The organism is uncultured Nostoc sp. (assembly GCF_964245445.1).
GTDB lineage: Bacteria > Cyanobacteriota > Cyanobacteriia > Cyanobacteriales > Nostocaceae > Nostoc.
Window position 1 is genome coordinate 1 of the sequence record NZ_CAXTNE010000060.1, and the last position, 16,309, is coordinate 16,309.

The window sequence follows — 16,309 nt, forward strand, 5'->3', positions numbered from 1 at the left end:
CCCCTCCTTGTTGAGAAGTAGATTACCATACTTTTTTATTAGTGGGATAGTTTCAGATAAACACCAAACTGTTTTCGTTCATTTGTATACTTGATACAAGCTTCTAAACAAGCTTGAGCAATACCTACACAACCCGATGCTACGCTATATCTACCATAATCAAGTGCAGAAGATGCTATGTAGGAAAATCCAAATCCTAATTTACCTACTAGATTTTCTGAAGAAACGTGACAGTTATTAAACAGCAATTCTGCTGACATTGAAGCCCTAACACCTAAAATACCAGACATTGGTTTGACTAAAAGTCCTGGGCTATTTTTTTCAACTAAAAAAGCAGTGGGTTTACCTTCACATTTAGCAAAGACCAAAAATACATCTGCTATTTGTCCATAGGTAATCCATTTCTTTTGCCCATTTAAGATATAAGCATCACCTGCAAGTGTTGCTGTTGTTTCTACACTTTTGGCATCGCTACCTACATGAGGTTCGCTTAGTGCAAAAGCAGCGATGATTTCTCCAGATGCAAATTTGGGCAGCCAATACTCTTTTTGAGACTTATTACCCCATTTACACAAAGCATAAGCAACCATATTGTGAACTGTGAGCAAACTCCGCACAGAAGAACATCCGCGTCCAATTTCCTCGTTGAGAATACCATAAGTAATCATGTCCATTCCTTTACCACCATATTCCTGGGGTAATATGGCACCGAGAAAACCATGTTCGGTGATTTTCTTAATTAGCTCTGGTGGAGTAAATTCTTTTCTATCCCATTCCCCAGCACTAGGACATATTTCCTCATTAACAAAAGCTCTAAATTTAGCTTGAGCATTTTTTTGTTGGGTAGATAGTTCTAGCTTCATAATACCATTTATGCCATAAAAATGGCAACGTATATTTGATTAATGCACGAGAATAGTAGTTTTACGTTCAATTAAATTGACGATAGAGTTGATTGTGCGAAAATTTTCAAATTCTAAATCATCGTTTTCAATGGTAATCTGAAACTCCTGCTCTACAAACAAAACAAGTTGCATGGCAAACATAGAATTGACAAAACCGAGCGCAAAAATATCTTCATCGGGTTGCAAATCATGATTGCCGAAAAACTTTGCCAGAAAGCTTTTGATTTTAGCTTGAATTTCGTTCATTTGTCTTGATTATTCCTATTTAATGATATGCGTAAAATCCTTTACCACTTTTTCTACCATGTAACCCAGCATTTACCATTTTTTTGAGTAAGGGGCATGGTCTATACTTACTATCGTTAAAGCTTTCATATAAGACTTCGATAGAAAATAAAATGGTGTCTAAACCAATCAAATCTGCTGTTTCTAAAGGCCCCATTTTGTGACCGAAACAGCTTTTAAAGATTTTGTCTATATCTTCTGCTGTAGAAACTTGGTCTTGCAATAGAAAAACAGCTTCGTTAATAGTTAACATCAACACCCGGTTAGAAACAAAACCCGGTGAATCATTAACAATAATACATTCTTTACCCATCTGAGCTAGCATTTTTTTTGCTATCTCAATTGTCATATCAGAAGTATGATATCCACGAATCATCTCCACCATCGGCTTCATTGGTACAGGATTCATAAAGTGGATACCAACAACTTTATCAGTACGCTTAGTAACTGAAGCAATCTGGGTAATGGGAATTGCTGATGTGTTAGCGGCGAATACGCAATTTGTTGGACATATAGAATCTAGTAAAGGATATACCTCTTTTTTAATATCCCACTTTTCTGTGACATTTTCTACTACAAAATCGGAATTATCTAAAATTTTATAGTTTGTAGAAAACTCTATTTTGTCGAGGATACTATCTGGAGTTTCTGTTTTGTCACTTTTTTTGAAAAAACCCTGAAAGCGGATATTATTCCTGATTTCGTGTTTAGCTTTATCCAGGGTATTTTCCGAAATATCTACGAGTATTACTTGATGACCTGTTTGAGCAAGGTTTTGTGCAACCCCTATTCCCATTACCCCTGCACCAACAACACCTACTGTTTGAATATTCATAACTTTAACTCATCTCCCTTTGGATATTATTGTATTTAAGGTAGTTTTTGGATTAAAAAAGAGAGGCAGGTAAAGAAATGGAATGACGATGCTCATGAACATAAAATTTCGCCCAATCTATTTGCACTCCTGTTAACCAAAGCCTACCCAATGTTTTAAGTAAGAATGCTAAGTCTGGTTTATTATCGTAAGAATATCTAAGAGAGGGTAAGATAATTTGACTAACTGCTAAATTATTTTCTATACATTGCAGCGCAAAGCTACCTAGAGTCTGTCCAGGGCCTACTTCCAACAAAATAGGATATTGTTGTTTCCACAACTCCTGCATACCCTGAGCAAACAACACAGGTTGACAAAGATGCTTAACCCAATAATCGGGATTTGTAGCCTCTGCTGCTGTTATCCAAGTTCCTGTAACGTTAGATATATAAGGAATTTTTGGTGCTTGCAGGTTAAATGTTTTTACCAACTCACGTAAGTCAGAGGTAGCACCCTCCATCATCTGAGAGTGAAAAGCATGAGACGTATCCAGACGGCGACAAGCTAAACCTTTTTGTGTTAACTGTTGTTCTAAAACTTCTATAGCATTGGTTTCACCTGCGATTACACCCATATATGGTCCATTGACCGCAGAGAGTGAGAGTTTATCATTAAGTAGGGGAGATATTTCTGTTTGCGAAAGTGGAACTGCAAGCATTGCTCCACCTGGCAACTTTTGAATTATCTGCGCTCTTGCAGCAATTAGCGTTAAACCCTCTTCTAAAGATAAAACCCCTGCTAAAGTCGCTGCTACATATTCACCAATGCTATAGCCAATCATTGCCGCCGGACGAATTCCCCAGGATATCAATAGTTCTGCTAAGGCATATTCAATTACAAAAATGGCTGGTTGAGCGAGGTGAGTTTGATTGAGTAAAGATTTAGCAGCTACAATCTTTGCATCCGCTTGTGTCTGGCTGCGACCTAACATTTTTCGCAAGTCCAGACCTGGAGAATTTTCTCTCAAAGACTGCTGGTCTTGTTGAGAAGCTCTATGTGGATAGATTACATCTTGTAAATCTTGACCAAGAAGGGGTTTGAGAAATTCACAACAGTAGTCAACTGATGCGCGAAATACCGGTTCGACTTGGTAAATTTCCCAAGCCATGTTGACGTAATGAGTACCAAGTCCAGGAAACATAAAGGCTATAGGACGTTCTTCTGTTTCTTGGATGTTGGTAAGCACTCGCCTTGAATCTTGAAGTGCAACTAGAGCATCTTCAATATCCCGACAAACAACCGTCCGCCGATGCTTAAAAACCTCTTGTTCGCGTTGCAATGTATGAGCAATATCCGCAAGGTTAAAGTCACGATGCTGTCTCAAGTAATCTGCAAGGTTGACAGTAGCAGTTTTTAGTTCTGAGTCGGTCTTTGCAGAAATTACTAATAACTGCCAAGGACGAGAAGGGCTAGTAAGCATTGTTTACAAACTCCAAAATAGCTACTTAATATTAGTGAGAGTTATTTTTTGATGTTCTCATCGATTTATCCTATAGTGACCAAACAAGGCAAAAGAAAGAAAAATAAAAATGCTAACAGAGCAACTCAATTTATTTATGGGACAAAATAAAAACATTTATTTTGAGACGCATAGCGCAATAATTAATAGGTCTTTGTCAAATACCCTAAATTTATTTATGGGGATTATCTTTTTATTTTTTACTTATTAAAATTGCACATCAAGAGTTTTGTTGATATCCCCACTTGTTTCATTTCCAGATAATTGCTCTAACTCTTCTATGAGGATTTCCTCAATCACCAAAGCTAATTCATCGATGGTGGGGGCTTCAAAAAGAGAACGAACAGGTAGTTCTATTTGAAAGTTTTTGCGAAGTTGAGAAATGAGGACAGTTCCCGTCAAAGAATCTCCCCCTAGTACAAAAAAGCTGTCATGAATACCTACTGGTTCAATACCTAGTAACTCTTGAAAAACTTCAACTAATTTTTGTTCTACATCATTACTAGGAGCAACATAAACATTTTTTAAGTTCGGTCTAGAGTGACGATAAGATAAATTAACTTTTTGGGCAGTATTTTTCTGTTGTAAAGGCTTTAATCTAATCCATTGGTCAATTCTAGATTGTAAATTACCAGTTGAGACAACTATTTGATGATATTGACTCCACAAAAGAATTTGTTCAAGGGTCTTGATACCTTCTAAAGGTTCGATGGCGAATTCAGCTAAACTTGTACCAGTAGGTATTTGTGAATTTCCTGCTGCAAATTGCCATGCATCCCAGTTAATACTCATCCAAGGGACAGGATTTTTCTGATTATGCTGGTAAGCAAAAGCGTCCATTAAAAGACTTGCTGCTGAATAGGTTACAGAGCCTAATCCTCCTAAAATAGAGGTTAATGAAGACATTAATAGACAAAAATCAAGTTTTTGGGACTGCAAAACTTTTTCTAATACTAAGAGTCCCTGTTTCTTGGCTTGAAGTTGCTGTTTGCACTGCGTTGGTTCTATCTCTGTAATAGCGCTAAATGAATTCTCTAGAGCTATCTTAGTTGTATTAAACACCCCGTTGAGTTGCCCAAACTGCTCTTGTGTTTGAGCGATCGCACTTTGCATTTGTGCTAAATTTACTACATCAACGCTCTTGATTAAGACTTCTGCGCCCAGATTTTCTAGTTCCTGCACTTTCCGAATCTTGCGGCTGATGTTATCTTGCTCATCGTGAGTTGTCAGCCACTCTAGCCACTCCTGTCGGTTGGGAAAATCCTCAGCCTCTAAAAGCAGCAGTTTTGCCTGTACTGTCTTTGCTAGATGTTCGGCTACTACAAGTCCTATTTTTTCGAGTCCACCAGTAATTAAGTAGACTCCTTTTTCTCTGAACCTGGGTGTATCCGAGACGTTTGTATCTAATTGGACAGACTCAAAGGTTTGCACCCAACGTTCCAAACCACGGTAAGCCATAACTGAGTCAGAGGAATTGGCTTTAAGTTCTTTCAGTAGTTGTTCTACAAATTTCTCTTCTTGCCAACTTTCTGATAAGGGAATAATAACATCAATGCTACGGCATTTAATATTGGAATATTCTTGTGGGATGACCTTAACAAGTCCAAGGAGTGTTGCTTTTTCTGGGCAGAGATTTTCAACTCCAGTTACAGATTGCATATTGTTGGAGATAACTGCAAGCTGTAAATCATCAGTGAAATTCTGTTTTCCTAGCGCCTGTGCCAAAAACAGCAAACTTTGGAATCCCTGTGTTTCGGCTGTATCAAAGTCTGCACATCCTGACTGTGTTACACTCCACAGATGAATAATTTTTTGTGGTATTAAGTCTTGGGCGCGAAGTTCTTTGAGTAGGGTATTGTAATCATCCTGTTGTTGAGGTGCTATTGTATATGCACGCTTGCCCAGATGCTTCTGGGAAGATTCGCTTTGGCTGCCAAATTGCTCCCCAACTCTGACGATAATTACGTCATGACCTTCAAGTTCGAGGCGTTTGACGATTTGAGCGCCTAACCCATATTCATCAACAAAGACTAACCAGCGTTCTGCTTGTTTCACCTGACCGTTTGACTGTGGTGGTAGCGAACGTTTCCATGAAGGGATGTAGAACCAGTCAGCAATGTTGGACTTTTTTCCAAATGAGACTTCTTCTTGTTCATGAAGTAATGCTGTAAAGGCTGCTGGCGCTTTGGGCGTTGCTGGGGCAGTAGCTTGAGCGACAATTATGTGGTCTGTAAAAGGTGCGAATTCTGAGAAAGCTGTCACCTGTACAAAACCATGAGATTTGAGTTCTACTTGCCACTGCTCTTGAGATAAAAAGGGATTGCACATATTGCGATCGCTTTCTGGATTCTCTATCGGATTCATCAGCAGCGCGTCAATGAACTCAAATTCTAACCTGGGTTGAGTTGTTTCCCAAAAGAGAAGTAAACCTCCAGGAGCGAGTAAAGAGCGAATGCGATCGAGAGTTTCTCCAATATTTCGAGTAACGTGCAGCACCTGGAAAGCTACAATTACATCAAAGCTGTGGCTTGAGTATCCTTGTTCTTGTAGCGATCGCTCAAGGTCTAGCAATTGGTATTCAACAAATGGATAATCGCTAAATTTCTTCTTAGCTGCATTCAGGAAAAAACCTCCTACATCAGTAAAGGTATAATTTGTTTTGTCGGATGGCAGTATAGGTAATAACTCTGCCGTGCCAGTACCAGTTCCAGCGCCAAGTTCCAGAATTCTAAGATTAACTTGAGGTGGCAATAATTTTAACACCTGTTCCAAGCATACCCGCATGATTGAGTTGTAGTACTTATTTTCAGGCAATTGTTGGACTGAAAATTCTCCTGACTTTAATAAGGTAGAAACATGAAACTCTAATGGTTCTTTTTTACCAGTCAGCAGAGATACCATATTTTCGCCATATAGTTGCAGCAAATCTATTTGTTGCGGCGTGTCTACCCATTTGGCTTTGACTTCTACTAATATTTCATTAACAAAGTGTGCTGATATTGGCAGGAAATTAGTAAATAACTCTTGTTCTCGATCTAACTGACCCTGTTCGACCAATATTTCTAGCCATCGACTGAACAATTCTCTATAGGTAGGAATAATCTGACATTGGTCAAATAACTCCTCTAGAGAATACTTTTTAGTGGGATTGCTAAAAGCTCCTAAATGTTTGATTGCAAGATTAATATAAGCAATACATAAACGATCTAAACACTCTCTTCTCTCTTGAAAAATTTGCTTGTCAAATTCCGCAGAAGCAATGCTAGCTTGGAGTTGACCAGCTTTTACCAGAGGTTTCCAAAGTTCTGATGCTGTTAACTGGGACTGGAAATTTCTTTGTGCAGGTAATAATTTTTGCGGTTCAATCCAATATCTTTGTCGTTCAAAGGGATATGTTGGCAAGGGAAGGCGATATCGACGCTCATCTGCATAAAATCCTGACCAATCTATCTTGATTCCCTCAAGCCATAGTTGTCCTAATGTGTTGAGGATGAAAGCAACATCTGACTGTCGCTCATAGGCATAACGCAGCGAAGATAATAGGACTTTGTGATCATTAGAAACATGATCTAAACATTGCACCGCTAAACTGCTTAAGGTCTGTCCTGGACCTACCTCTAATAAAATTGGACTATGTTGTGTCCACAACTGATGTACTCCATCGGCAAAGCGCACGGGTTGGCACAGATGCTGTGTCCAGTAACTGGGATTTGTGGCTTGCTCTGCTGTGATCCAAGTTCCGGTAACGTTGGATATATAAGGAATTTGCGGTGGTTTGAGACTGATATTTTTAACCAGTTCAGTGAAAGAGTCAGCGATCGCCTCCATCATGTAAGAATGAAAGGCATGAGAAGTCTGCAATTGCCGACAGGCTAACCCTCTAGCACTAAACTTGCCTGCTAGTTCCTCTACAGCCTGTGTAGTTCCCGCAAGTACACATTGGAATGAGCCATTGACTGCTGATAATGAAAGATTTTCATTCAAGAAAGGTTGCACTTCTTCTTCTGTCAAAGGAACCGCCAGCATTGCTCCCCCTGGCAACTCTTGAATCATTTGCGCTCTTTTGGCAACAAGAGTAATCGCATCTTCTAGAGACAATACCCCGGCTATTGTTGCAGCCACATATTCACCAATACTGTAACCAATCATTGCTACTGGACGAATGCCCCAGGACATCCATACTTGAGCTAAAGCATACTCAATGGCAAACAGCGCCGGCTGAGTGAGATAGGTTTGATTTAATTTTTGGGCGGCGGCATCTGGAGATTGGGGATCGCGACCAAGCATTTGGCGTAAATCGATACCTGATTTTTCTTTTGTTGCTTCTTGCTTGGCACAGGAAGTAGGATAAATAACTTCTTTGAGATTAAGACCTAACAGAGGTTGAAACAACGAGCAACAGCGATCAAGGTGTTCGCGGAAAGTTTGTTCAAATTGGTATAATTCATAACCCATGTTAACATAATGAGTTCCCAAACCAGTAAACATAAAGACTACTGGGCGCTGATTCGTTTCCTGATTGCTAGTGAAAACTCGTTTGGGATTTTGGAGGGCTGCGATCGCATCTTGAGTATCTTGACAAACAACTGTCCGCCGATGGCTCAAACCATGCCGACCAACTTGCAATGTATAAGCGACATCCGCAAGGTTGAGTTCTGGGTGCTGTTGCAGGTGATTAACCAAATTTGTAGTTGCTGTCTCTAAAGCAGAGCTAGTTTTAGCCGATAGACACAATAAATATTTACTTTTGCCTTTTGACTTTTGACTTTTGACCTGTACTGGGGCTTCTTCTAAAACAACATGAGCATTAGTGCCGCCGATGCCAAAAGAACTAACCCCAGCCCGGCGAGAAGTTCCCTCTGTTTGCCATTCATGAAGCTGAGTATTGATGTAAAAGGGGCTGTTAGCGAAATCAATCTCTGGATTGGGTTGTTCAAAGTGCAGAGTGGGCGGAATTATTTTGTGTTTGAGCGCCAGGACTGTTTTGATCAAGCCCGTTACACCAGATGCTGAACTCAGGTGGCTGACGTTGGTCTTGACTGAACCAATGGCACAGAAGTTCTTTTTGCTAGTTCCAGCACCAAACACCTTTTTAAGCGCCCTAAATTCAATTGGATCGCCTAGAGGTGTACCAGTTCCGTGGGTTTCAATGTAGGTGATTGTTTCAGAATCAAAGTTAGCGATCGCCTGAGCCTCAGCAATCACTTCTGCTTGGCCTGTTACACTAGGTGCGGTGTAACTCACCTTCTCAGAACCATCGTTATTGATAGCTGAACCTTTGATAACCCCATAAATGCAGTCCCCATCAGCTACAGCATCTTCCAATCTTTTCAGCACGACAATACCCGCTCCTTTCCCGAAAGGGCTGCCCTGTGCTTTCGCATCAAAAGCCCGACAGTGACCATCAGGAGAGGCCATACCACCTTCTTGATAGAAATAACCTTGTTTTTGTGGAACTTGTATCGCAATACCACCAGCCAGGGCCATATCACACTGATAACTTAGCAATCCTCGGCACGCCAAGTGAACTGCTACTAATGACGTAGAGCAGGCCGTGCCAACGCTAATACTCGGCCCTTTCAGGTTTAATTTGTAAGAAACTCGTGTAGATATAAAGTCCTTATCATTAGCAATTGAAATTTGCGACTCCAGCGCTTTAATGAGTTCAGGGTATGAGGCCAGATTGTTAAGTAAGTAGGTACTTAGGTTACCCCCTGCATAAACGCCAATTAGATTTTTGTCTGTTTTTGGGTCATAACCAGCATTTTCTAGCGCTTCCCAAGCACACTCCAAAAAAATACGTTGTTGAGGGTCCATGATTTCAGCTTCTCTAGGCGAGAAGCCAAAAAATGAAGCGTCAAACATCTCAACATCTTGTAACACAGCCCCCGCTTTGACGTACTGAGGGTCACTCAACCAAGCTGGGTCTACGCCTGAAGCCACTAACTCGTTATCAGTAAAGAATGAAATTGATTCCACACTGTTACACAGATTCTGCCAAAATTGATCGACATTTTTGGCTCCTGGAAAACGACCACTCATGCCGATTATGGCTATGCCTTTCAACTGGTTACTCACGTATTTTCCTCCTTTGCTTCATTAGTTGCATTTCTTCTTCCATAACTTCCTGTTGCCTTTTAGCACGGTCATGTGCTTGTTCAAAGGCAGGTTGTTCAGCCTGTTTCCGACTTAAATATTCTGCTAAGGCACTTATGGTCGGATATTCAAACAGGTCAGCCATTGAGATATCACCATTAAACACTTGTTGCAGTTGGCTGCGAACTTGGACTATTAGAAGTGAATTGCCACCGATTTCAAAGAAGTTGTCTTGTATTCCCACCAAATCTTTCCCCAGAAGTTCTTTCCAGATGACAGCGAGCCTTTGCTCAATCTCATTTCTGGGAGCAACATAGGCACCACTCAGCGCAGGTTGTGATTGTGTCGGTTTAGAGAGATTATACTTTTGTGAGGCTTCTTGGAAAGGTTGTGAGTTAAAACCATTATCCTGCTCAACTCGGTTTAAAAAATCACGGGTCGATACTAGAACCTGGGTGAGTGTACTTCCGAGAATGCGGTCAAACGCTTCTAAACCCTCTTTTGGTAATAACCCTTCCCTAAGAATAGCAGGTTTGTCCTGCATACCAGAGCCAACTGCGGAAAAAACAGTAGACGGAGAACCCAACCGGGCAGGAGAAGCTACAGTTGCTTTTTTTTCTTGACTAACTTCGCCTTCAGAAGCAACCAGCGCTTTCAAAGCCTCCTGATTCTGCCAAGATACCACAATCTTGCCGATATGTTTGGCTTTAGCCATGTATTCAAAGGCGGGAGCTACTTCTGTAATTGGAAATATCTGATGTGGTAGAGAATTAAAATTGCCATCTTTCAAGTGTTGCACTACTTCATGCCACGTAGAAATGAAGTCAGGGAGATCATTTCCTACTTCTGTAGCAAAGAACGATAAGCATTTCTCAAAAGGTCGTAGACCTAATTGGCTATTGTTAAGGATATCCCGCTTGCCGAGTTCGAGAAAGCGTCCATAGGGTGCTAGAAGTGAAAGGCTTTTAGTCATGAATTCTCCTGATAGGGAATTCAAAACTACGTCCACACCCTTGCCATCAGTATACTTCATCACTTCATCGGCAAAAGCCAAAGACCTGGAATCCATAACATATTCAATACCCAACGAATGCAGAAATGCTCGTTTTTCCGGGTTGCCTGCTGTGGCGAAGATTTTGGCTCCCAGCCACTGGGCTATTTGCACGGCAGCCATTCCAACACCGCCAGCAGCAGCATGAATGAGAACACCCTCGCCCTGGCGAAGCCTAGCTAATTTTATCAAGGCATAGTAAGCCGTAATAAAAGCAACGGGAATTGTTGCTGCCTCTTCTAAACTAAGATGTTCTGGTTTGAGTGCTACCAAAGAAGCAGAAGTCGTTGTGAATTGGTTAAAGCAGGAATCGCCAAAGGCCATGACTTCATCTCCTACCTCAAAACCCTTAACTCCTTCTCCCAGAGCGACTATCTTTCCAGAACACTCTCTACCGAACTTGACATCAACATTGGGTGGAACAGGAAGCAGCCCCAATGCTATAAGCACTTCTTTGAAGTTAAGACCAGTCGCGCAGACCTCGATTTCTACCTCACCCAGACCTGGTTTTTGGCGGGTGCTAGGTCGAAAAGTCAGGCTATCTAAGATGCCAGGGGAAGCAATCTCCAAAGAGAAGTTTTCGCTTGCAGAAACAGAAGGAATTTTTTGAGGTTTACCATTAGACTGTTCAGCAGTAATTGTGCCAATATCTACTTTCCTCATGATGAATTCTTCAATCTCAACCAGTTCGTTTCCCTGGTCGTCCATGATGGTGATATTAAATTTTAAAATTCCTTCTCTGAACTGATTATTTTCTGTATATCTGATGTAGCTATATACTTTACTTGGCAAAGTTTTTTTTATTTTCAGACTTTTATACGAAAACGGTAAGTAAACACCTTCGTTTTCAATACTTAGAAAACCCGTCGCATTATCCAATAAAGCAGGATGCAACTTATATGAATTAATATCGGTGGCAAATACTTCGGGCAGTTCCAGAACAATCAACCCCCGATCTGTTCCTAATTTTGCCTGCTTCAAGTTATTCCATCTAGAACCAAACTCTACAAATCCTGTTTTAAGCTTATGCTCTCCTTCTGGAATGATTATTTCTTTTTGATTACATCTTGCCTCAAGTTCTCTGATTTCCTGTTTTGCTGATGGTTCTAATTTTATACAGGCTATTTCGCCCTTGGCATGTTCGACCCATTGCTTTGACCCTGAGTTTGATTGGCTTGTGACCGAAAATTCAAAGCCCTCTCCTTTCTTCTTTAAAAGTGTACGAACTTCTTTTTCTTCATCATCTTCTATTACCAAGGGAGTCAAGAAAAATACTTCCCGAATTTCAATCGTTCCGTTCTGAACGTGGTTTTCAAAAGCGGCTAAAGCCATTTCCAAGTAAGCTGTTCCCGGAAGTGTCGCCTTACCCATAGCCCTATGTTCATCTAAAACCCAGTGTTTGATGACGCTAAATTTGCTGATGTATATCTCTTGTTGTTTCCCTTCAACTATACATTGATCGAATAAAGGGTGAGACACTTCTTTTAATTGAGATTGGGAAATATCCAAGATTGGTGTTGATTGCTTCATGGCTTCTGCTGCCATCCCCTCTTTCTGCCAAGAATCCCAGTTAATAGATACGGTAAATGTGCCATCTTGGTCGCTTTTCTGACGAGCAAAAGCGTCAAGAAAAGCATTAGCAGCAGCATTATCTACTTGCCCAAATTTACTTGTAATGGAAGTGATTGATGAACATAAAACAAAGAAATCCAGTGGAACATCCTTGAGAATTTTATTGAGAATTAATGTGCCTTTTACTTTAGATGCCAGAATACTTTCTGCTATTTCTGGCGTTTTTTGCAAAATCATGCCGCTAGCAGAAACCTCGGCTGCGTGGATCGCGCCATTGATCTGACCAAATCGCTCTTGGGCTAACGCGATCGCTTGTTGCATCTGTTCAAGATTGGTAACATCGGCGCTGACTACCAAAACTTCTGCACCTAGCTCTTTAAGTTTCTGGATTTCCCGTATCTTGAGGCTTGTATTATTATGCTCATCGTGAGTAGCTAGCCATTGTTCCCATTCTTCTGGTAAAGGAAAAGCTAAACCTCCTGTCAGCAGCAGCTTGGCTTGTACAGTCTGTGCTAAATGTTTGGCTATGACAAGACCAATACCTTCTAATCCACTTGTAATGAGATAAACGCCTCCTTCTTTTAACCTTGATATTCCTTGGGTAGCTTTCTCCAATCGAATTGGCTCAAAAGTTTGTACCCAACGATGATTTCCACGGTAAGCAATAACCTTCTCAGAATTTAGGGCTTGTAGCTCGCAGAGCAAATGCTCTAAAAGTTTAGGCTCAGTTTTAACTCCTAATTGGGGAATAACAACATCAATGCTACGACAGATAATATTTGAGTATTCCTCCGTAATCACCCTAACGAGCCCGAGTAAAGTCGCCTTCTCTGGACACAGCAACTTTTCTCCGACAACTTCCTGCATATTGTTGGAGACAACCGCGATTTGACATTCATCAGTATGGTATTTACTAAGTGCCTGGGCTAAAAACAGCAGACTGTAAAATCCATTTTCCTGAACTTTGTCAACTTCCTCAAGTCTTAATTCTACGTCACTGTGGGGTGTAATACTCCATAAATGAACAATGGTTTTTGGGCGCTTATTTTGTGCTATAAGTTCATTGAGTAAGGCATCATAGTCATCAGCTTGTCGAGGATTAAGGATATATACGCGATCGCTCAACTTTGTAAACGCTGACCCGATCCTCACGGTAATCACATCTTGACTCTCAAGTTCAAGTCGTTTTACTAACTCAAAACCCAAACCGCACTCATCGATAAATACAAGAGTGCAAGATAAAACTGACTTTTGACTTAGTTGAGGGGCAAGCAGCAGGGAGCGTTTCCAAGATCGGACATAAAACCAGTCGGCTATGTCCAGCTTTTTGCCTAGTAGAGAGGTTGTAGGCAATTTCTTTTCACCAGTCTTGAGAGCGTTTACCTGTATTTTGGGTTCAATCCAGTAACGTTGACGCTCAAAAGGATAAGTAGGTAAAGGTATGCGATGACGGCGCTCATAGGTATAGAATCCCGACCAATCTACTTGTACTCCAGCCAGCCATAGCTGACCCAATGTATTCAATAAGAATGCTACATCCGATTGACTTTCTTGTGGATAGCCCAAGGAAGTTAACACAATCTGCTGGGCTTCTTTATCAAAATGACGACGGGCAAATGCACTCAAAGTCTGCCCAGGGCCAACCTCTAGCAAAATGCGCTCTGGTTCTTTCAACAATTCTTGCATACTCTGAGCAAAGCGAACTGTTTGCCGCAGATGCCTAACCCAATAGCTTGGATCTGTCACCTCCGCTTCTGTAATCCAAGCTCCCGTAATATTGGATACAAAAGGAATTTTGGGAGGATTCAGTTTGACTTTTTTAACTTCCTCAGTGAAAGGCTTTAAGATGGCATCCATCATCATAGAATGAAAGGCATGGGAGGTATCCAGACGCATACACTCGACGCCTTGGGAAGCTAGCTGCTTCTGTAATACCTCCACAGCATCTATGAAACCTGAAACTATGCAAAGAGATGATTCCTTAATCTCAGCTAGAGATAGTGTTTTGCCCAGCAGAGGTTGAACTTCTTTTTCTGAAAGTGGAATGGCAAGCATAGCACCTTCAGGCACTTGCTGCATGAGTTGTCCCCGCGCAGCTACTAAAGTCAAAGCATCTTCTAATGAAAGTACTCCTGCCAGACACGCAGCGACATATTCCCCAAGGCTTTCACCAATCAAAGCCTGGGGATGTATTCCCCACTCCATCCACAACTTTGCTAGGGCGTACTCGATGACAAAGAGTGCTGGTTGAGCAATTGCGGTCTGTTTCAGTAGTTGCGCGGCTTCTTGAGTCTTTTCTGTGTTGGGGTAGAGTATATGTCGCAGGTCAAGCCCTAGATGTGGTTGGAGAAACTCTGAGCAGATATCTACCTGCTTGCGAAACGTCGGTTCTGTCTGGTATAGATCCAGCGCCATATTTACGTACTGTACTCCTTGCCCTGGAAACATAAATACGACGGGACGATCTAGGCGATCTTGGTAAACCTGAAAAACCCGTTTCGGATCTTGTGTTTCTAAAGTAGCGATCGCATCATTAATGTCATGGCAAATCACCATCCGGCGATGGTTGAAAGCCCTGCGACCAACCTGAAGTGTGTAAGCAACATTAGCTAGGTTAACATTTGAATGCTGCTTTAAGTACGCGATTAGATTTGTAGTGGCAATTTCAAGTGCAGAGATGGTTTTAGCAGAGAGTACCAATAATTGCCAGGGTCTGGATTTTTCCGAATGTTTGATCGGCGGAGCTTCTTCGAGAATTACAAAGGCATTAGTTCCACCATAACCCGAGGAATTGACCCCAGTCAGACGGGGTGTGTGATCTCCCTTCCATTCAGAAACCTTAGTATTGACGTAGAAAGGGCTGTTCGTGAAATCGATTTGGGGATTGGCTTGTTCAAAGTGTAGACTAGGTGGGAGCAGCTTGTGTTTGAGCGCTAATGTAGTCTTAATCAGACTTGTTATACCGGCTGCGGCATCTAAATGTCCGATATTAGTTTTCACTGAACCGATCGCACAAAAACCCTTCTTCTGGGTAGTAGTGTGAAAAGCTTTTTTGAGTGCAGTAATTTCAATGAGATCACCCATAGCTGTTCCGGTTCCATGAGTTTCTATATAGGTTATATCCTCGGCATCTACTCCAGCATTTTTCAGGGTTTCTACGATTACCTCTGCCTGACCTTCTACACTAGGGGCAGTGAAATTTACTTTCAAAGAACCATCGTTATTGACTGCTGAACCTTTGATGACTGCATGAATGCAGTCTCCATCAGCAAGAGCATCCTCTAATCTCTTTAATACTACAATTCCAGCCCCACTACCGAAAACAGTTCCCTGTGCTTTGGCATCAAAGGCTCGACAGTGCCCATCGGGAGACAACATCCCTCCTTGTTGATATAAATAGCCAGCTTTTTGTGGAACTTTAATTGAAACACCGCCAGCTAAAGCCATATCACATTCTTCATTCAACAAACTTTGGCAGGCCAAGTGAACTGCAACCAATGATGTAGAACAGAAGGTTTGGAGAGTAATACTAGGCCCTTTAAGATTTAATTTGTAAGAGACACTTGTGGTTAGGAAAGCTTGACCACTGCCATGTAAAGGTTGTAAAGCTCCATTAACAGGATTTATAGTATCGCGGTTTGGATAAAGGTTTTCTAATAGATAGGTATTCATATTTGCCCCGGCGTAAACCCCGATCAAACCCTTATAGGTTTCAGGATCGTAGCCAGCGTTTTCAATTGCTTCCCAAGCACACTCCAGGAAGAGGCGATATTGGGGGTCTATAACTTCAGCTTCTTTAGGTTCAAAACCAAAAAATGACGCGTCAAACTCCTCTACGTTTTCCAATATAGATGCTGCTTTAACATAATTAGGATTATTTAACAAGGCGGTATCAATATTTGAAGATACTAAATCACTGTCAGAAAAAAATGAAATTGATTCTACACCCTCCCGCAGATTTTGCCAAAACTCATCAATATTTTTTGCACCTGGAAACTGACCTGTCATACCCACTACAGCTATATCTAAACCCGCTATATTAGAAAATGTTTCATGGATTTTCATTA

The 16,309-nt window shown here is 41.2% G+C and carries 6 protein-coding genes; all 6 read right to left on the minus strand.

Annotated features, from left to right (window positions below; genetic code table 11):
• Window positions 1-38 precede the first annotated feature (38 nt).
• The 6 genes from ACFE90_RS12960 to ACFE90_RS12985 all read right to left on the minus strand — a co-directional run bounded on the left by ACFE90_RS12960 (window position 39) and on the right by ACFE90_RS12985 (window position 16,307).
• On the minus strand, window positions 39-863 hold the full coding sequence (locus ACFE90_RS12960; RefSeq protein WP_375501057.1) for an acyl-CoA dehydrogenase family protein: 825 nt from the start codon (window positions 861-863) through the stop codon (window positions 39-41).
• Window positions 864-902: 39 nt separating this feature from the next.
• Window positions 903-1,151: an acyl carrier protein gene (locus ACFE90_RS12965; RefSeq protein WP_375501059.1), complete on the minus strand. Its 249-nt coding sequence runs from the start codon at window positions 1,149-1,151 to the stop codon at window positions 903-905.
• Between the two features lie 19 nt (window positions 1,152-1,170).
• Window positions 1,171-2,025 carry a 3-hydroxyacyl-CoA dehydrogenase family protein gene (locus ACFE90_RS12970; RefSeq protein ID WP_375501061.1) on the minus strand — a complete coding sequence of 285 codons (855 nt, stop codon included), beginning with the start codon at window positions 2,023-2,025 and terminating at the stop codon, window positions 1,171-1,173.
• Between the two features lie 52 nt (window positions 2,026-2,077).
• The gene (locus ACFE90_RS12975; RefSeq protein ID WP_375501063.1) at window positions 2,078-3,484 is read right to left on the minus strand and encodes an acyltransferase domain-containing protein; all 1,407 of its coding nucleotides are present in this window, start codon (window positions 3,482-3,484) and stop codon (window positions 2,078-2,080) included.
• Window positions 3,485-3,730: 246 nt separating this feature from the next.
• Entirely contained in the window at window positions 3,731-9,601 is a 5,871-nt protein-coding gene (locus ACFE90_RS12980; protein WP_375501065.1) for a beta-ketoacyl synthase N-terminal-like domain-containing protein, read from the minus strand.
• Window positions 9,594-16,307 (minus strand): beta-ketoacyl synthase N-terminal-like domain-containing protein, encoded by a 6,714-nt coding sequence (locus ACFE90_RS12985; protein ID WP_375501067.1) that lies wholly within the window; start codon window positions 16,305-16,307, stop codon window positions 9,594-9,596. Before ACFE90_RS12985 ends, ACFE90_RS12980 begins: the two co-directional genes overlap by 8 nt.
• Window positions 16,308-16,309 lie beyond the last annotated feature (2 nt).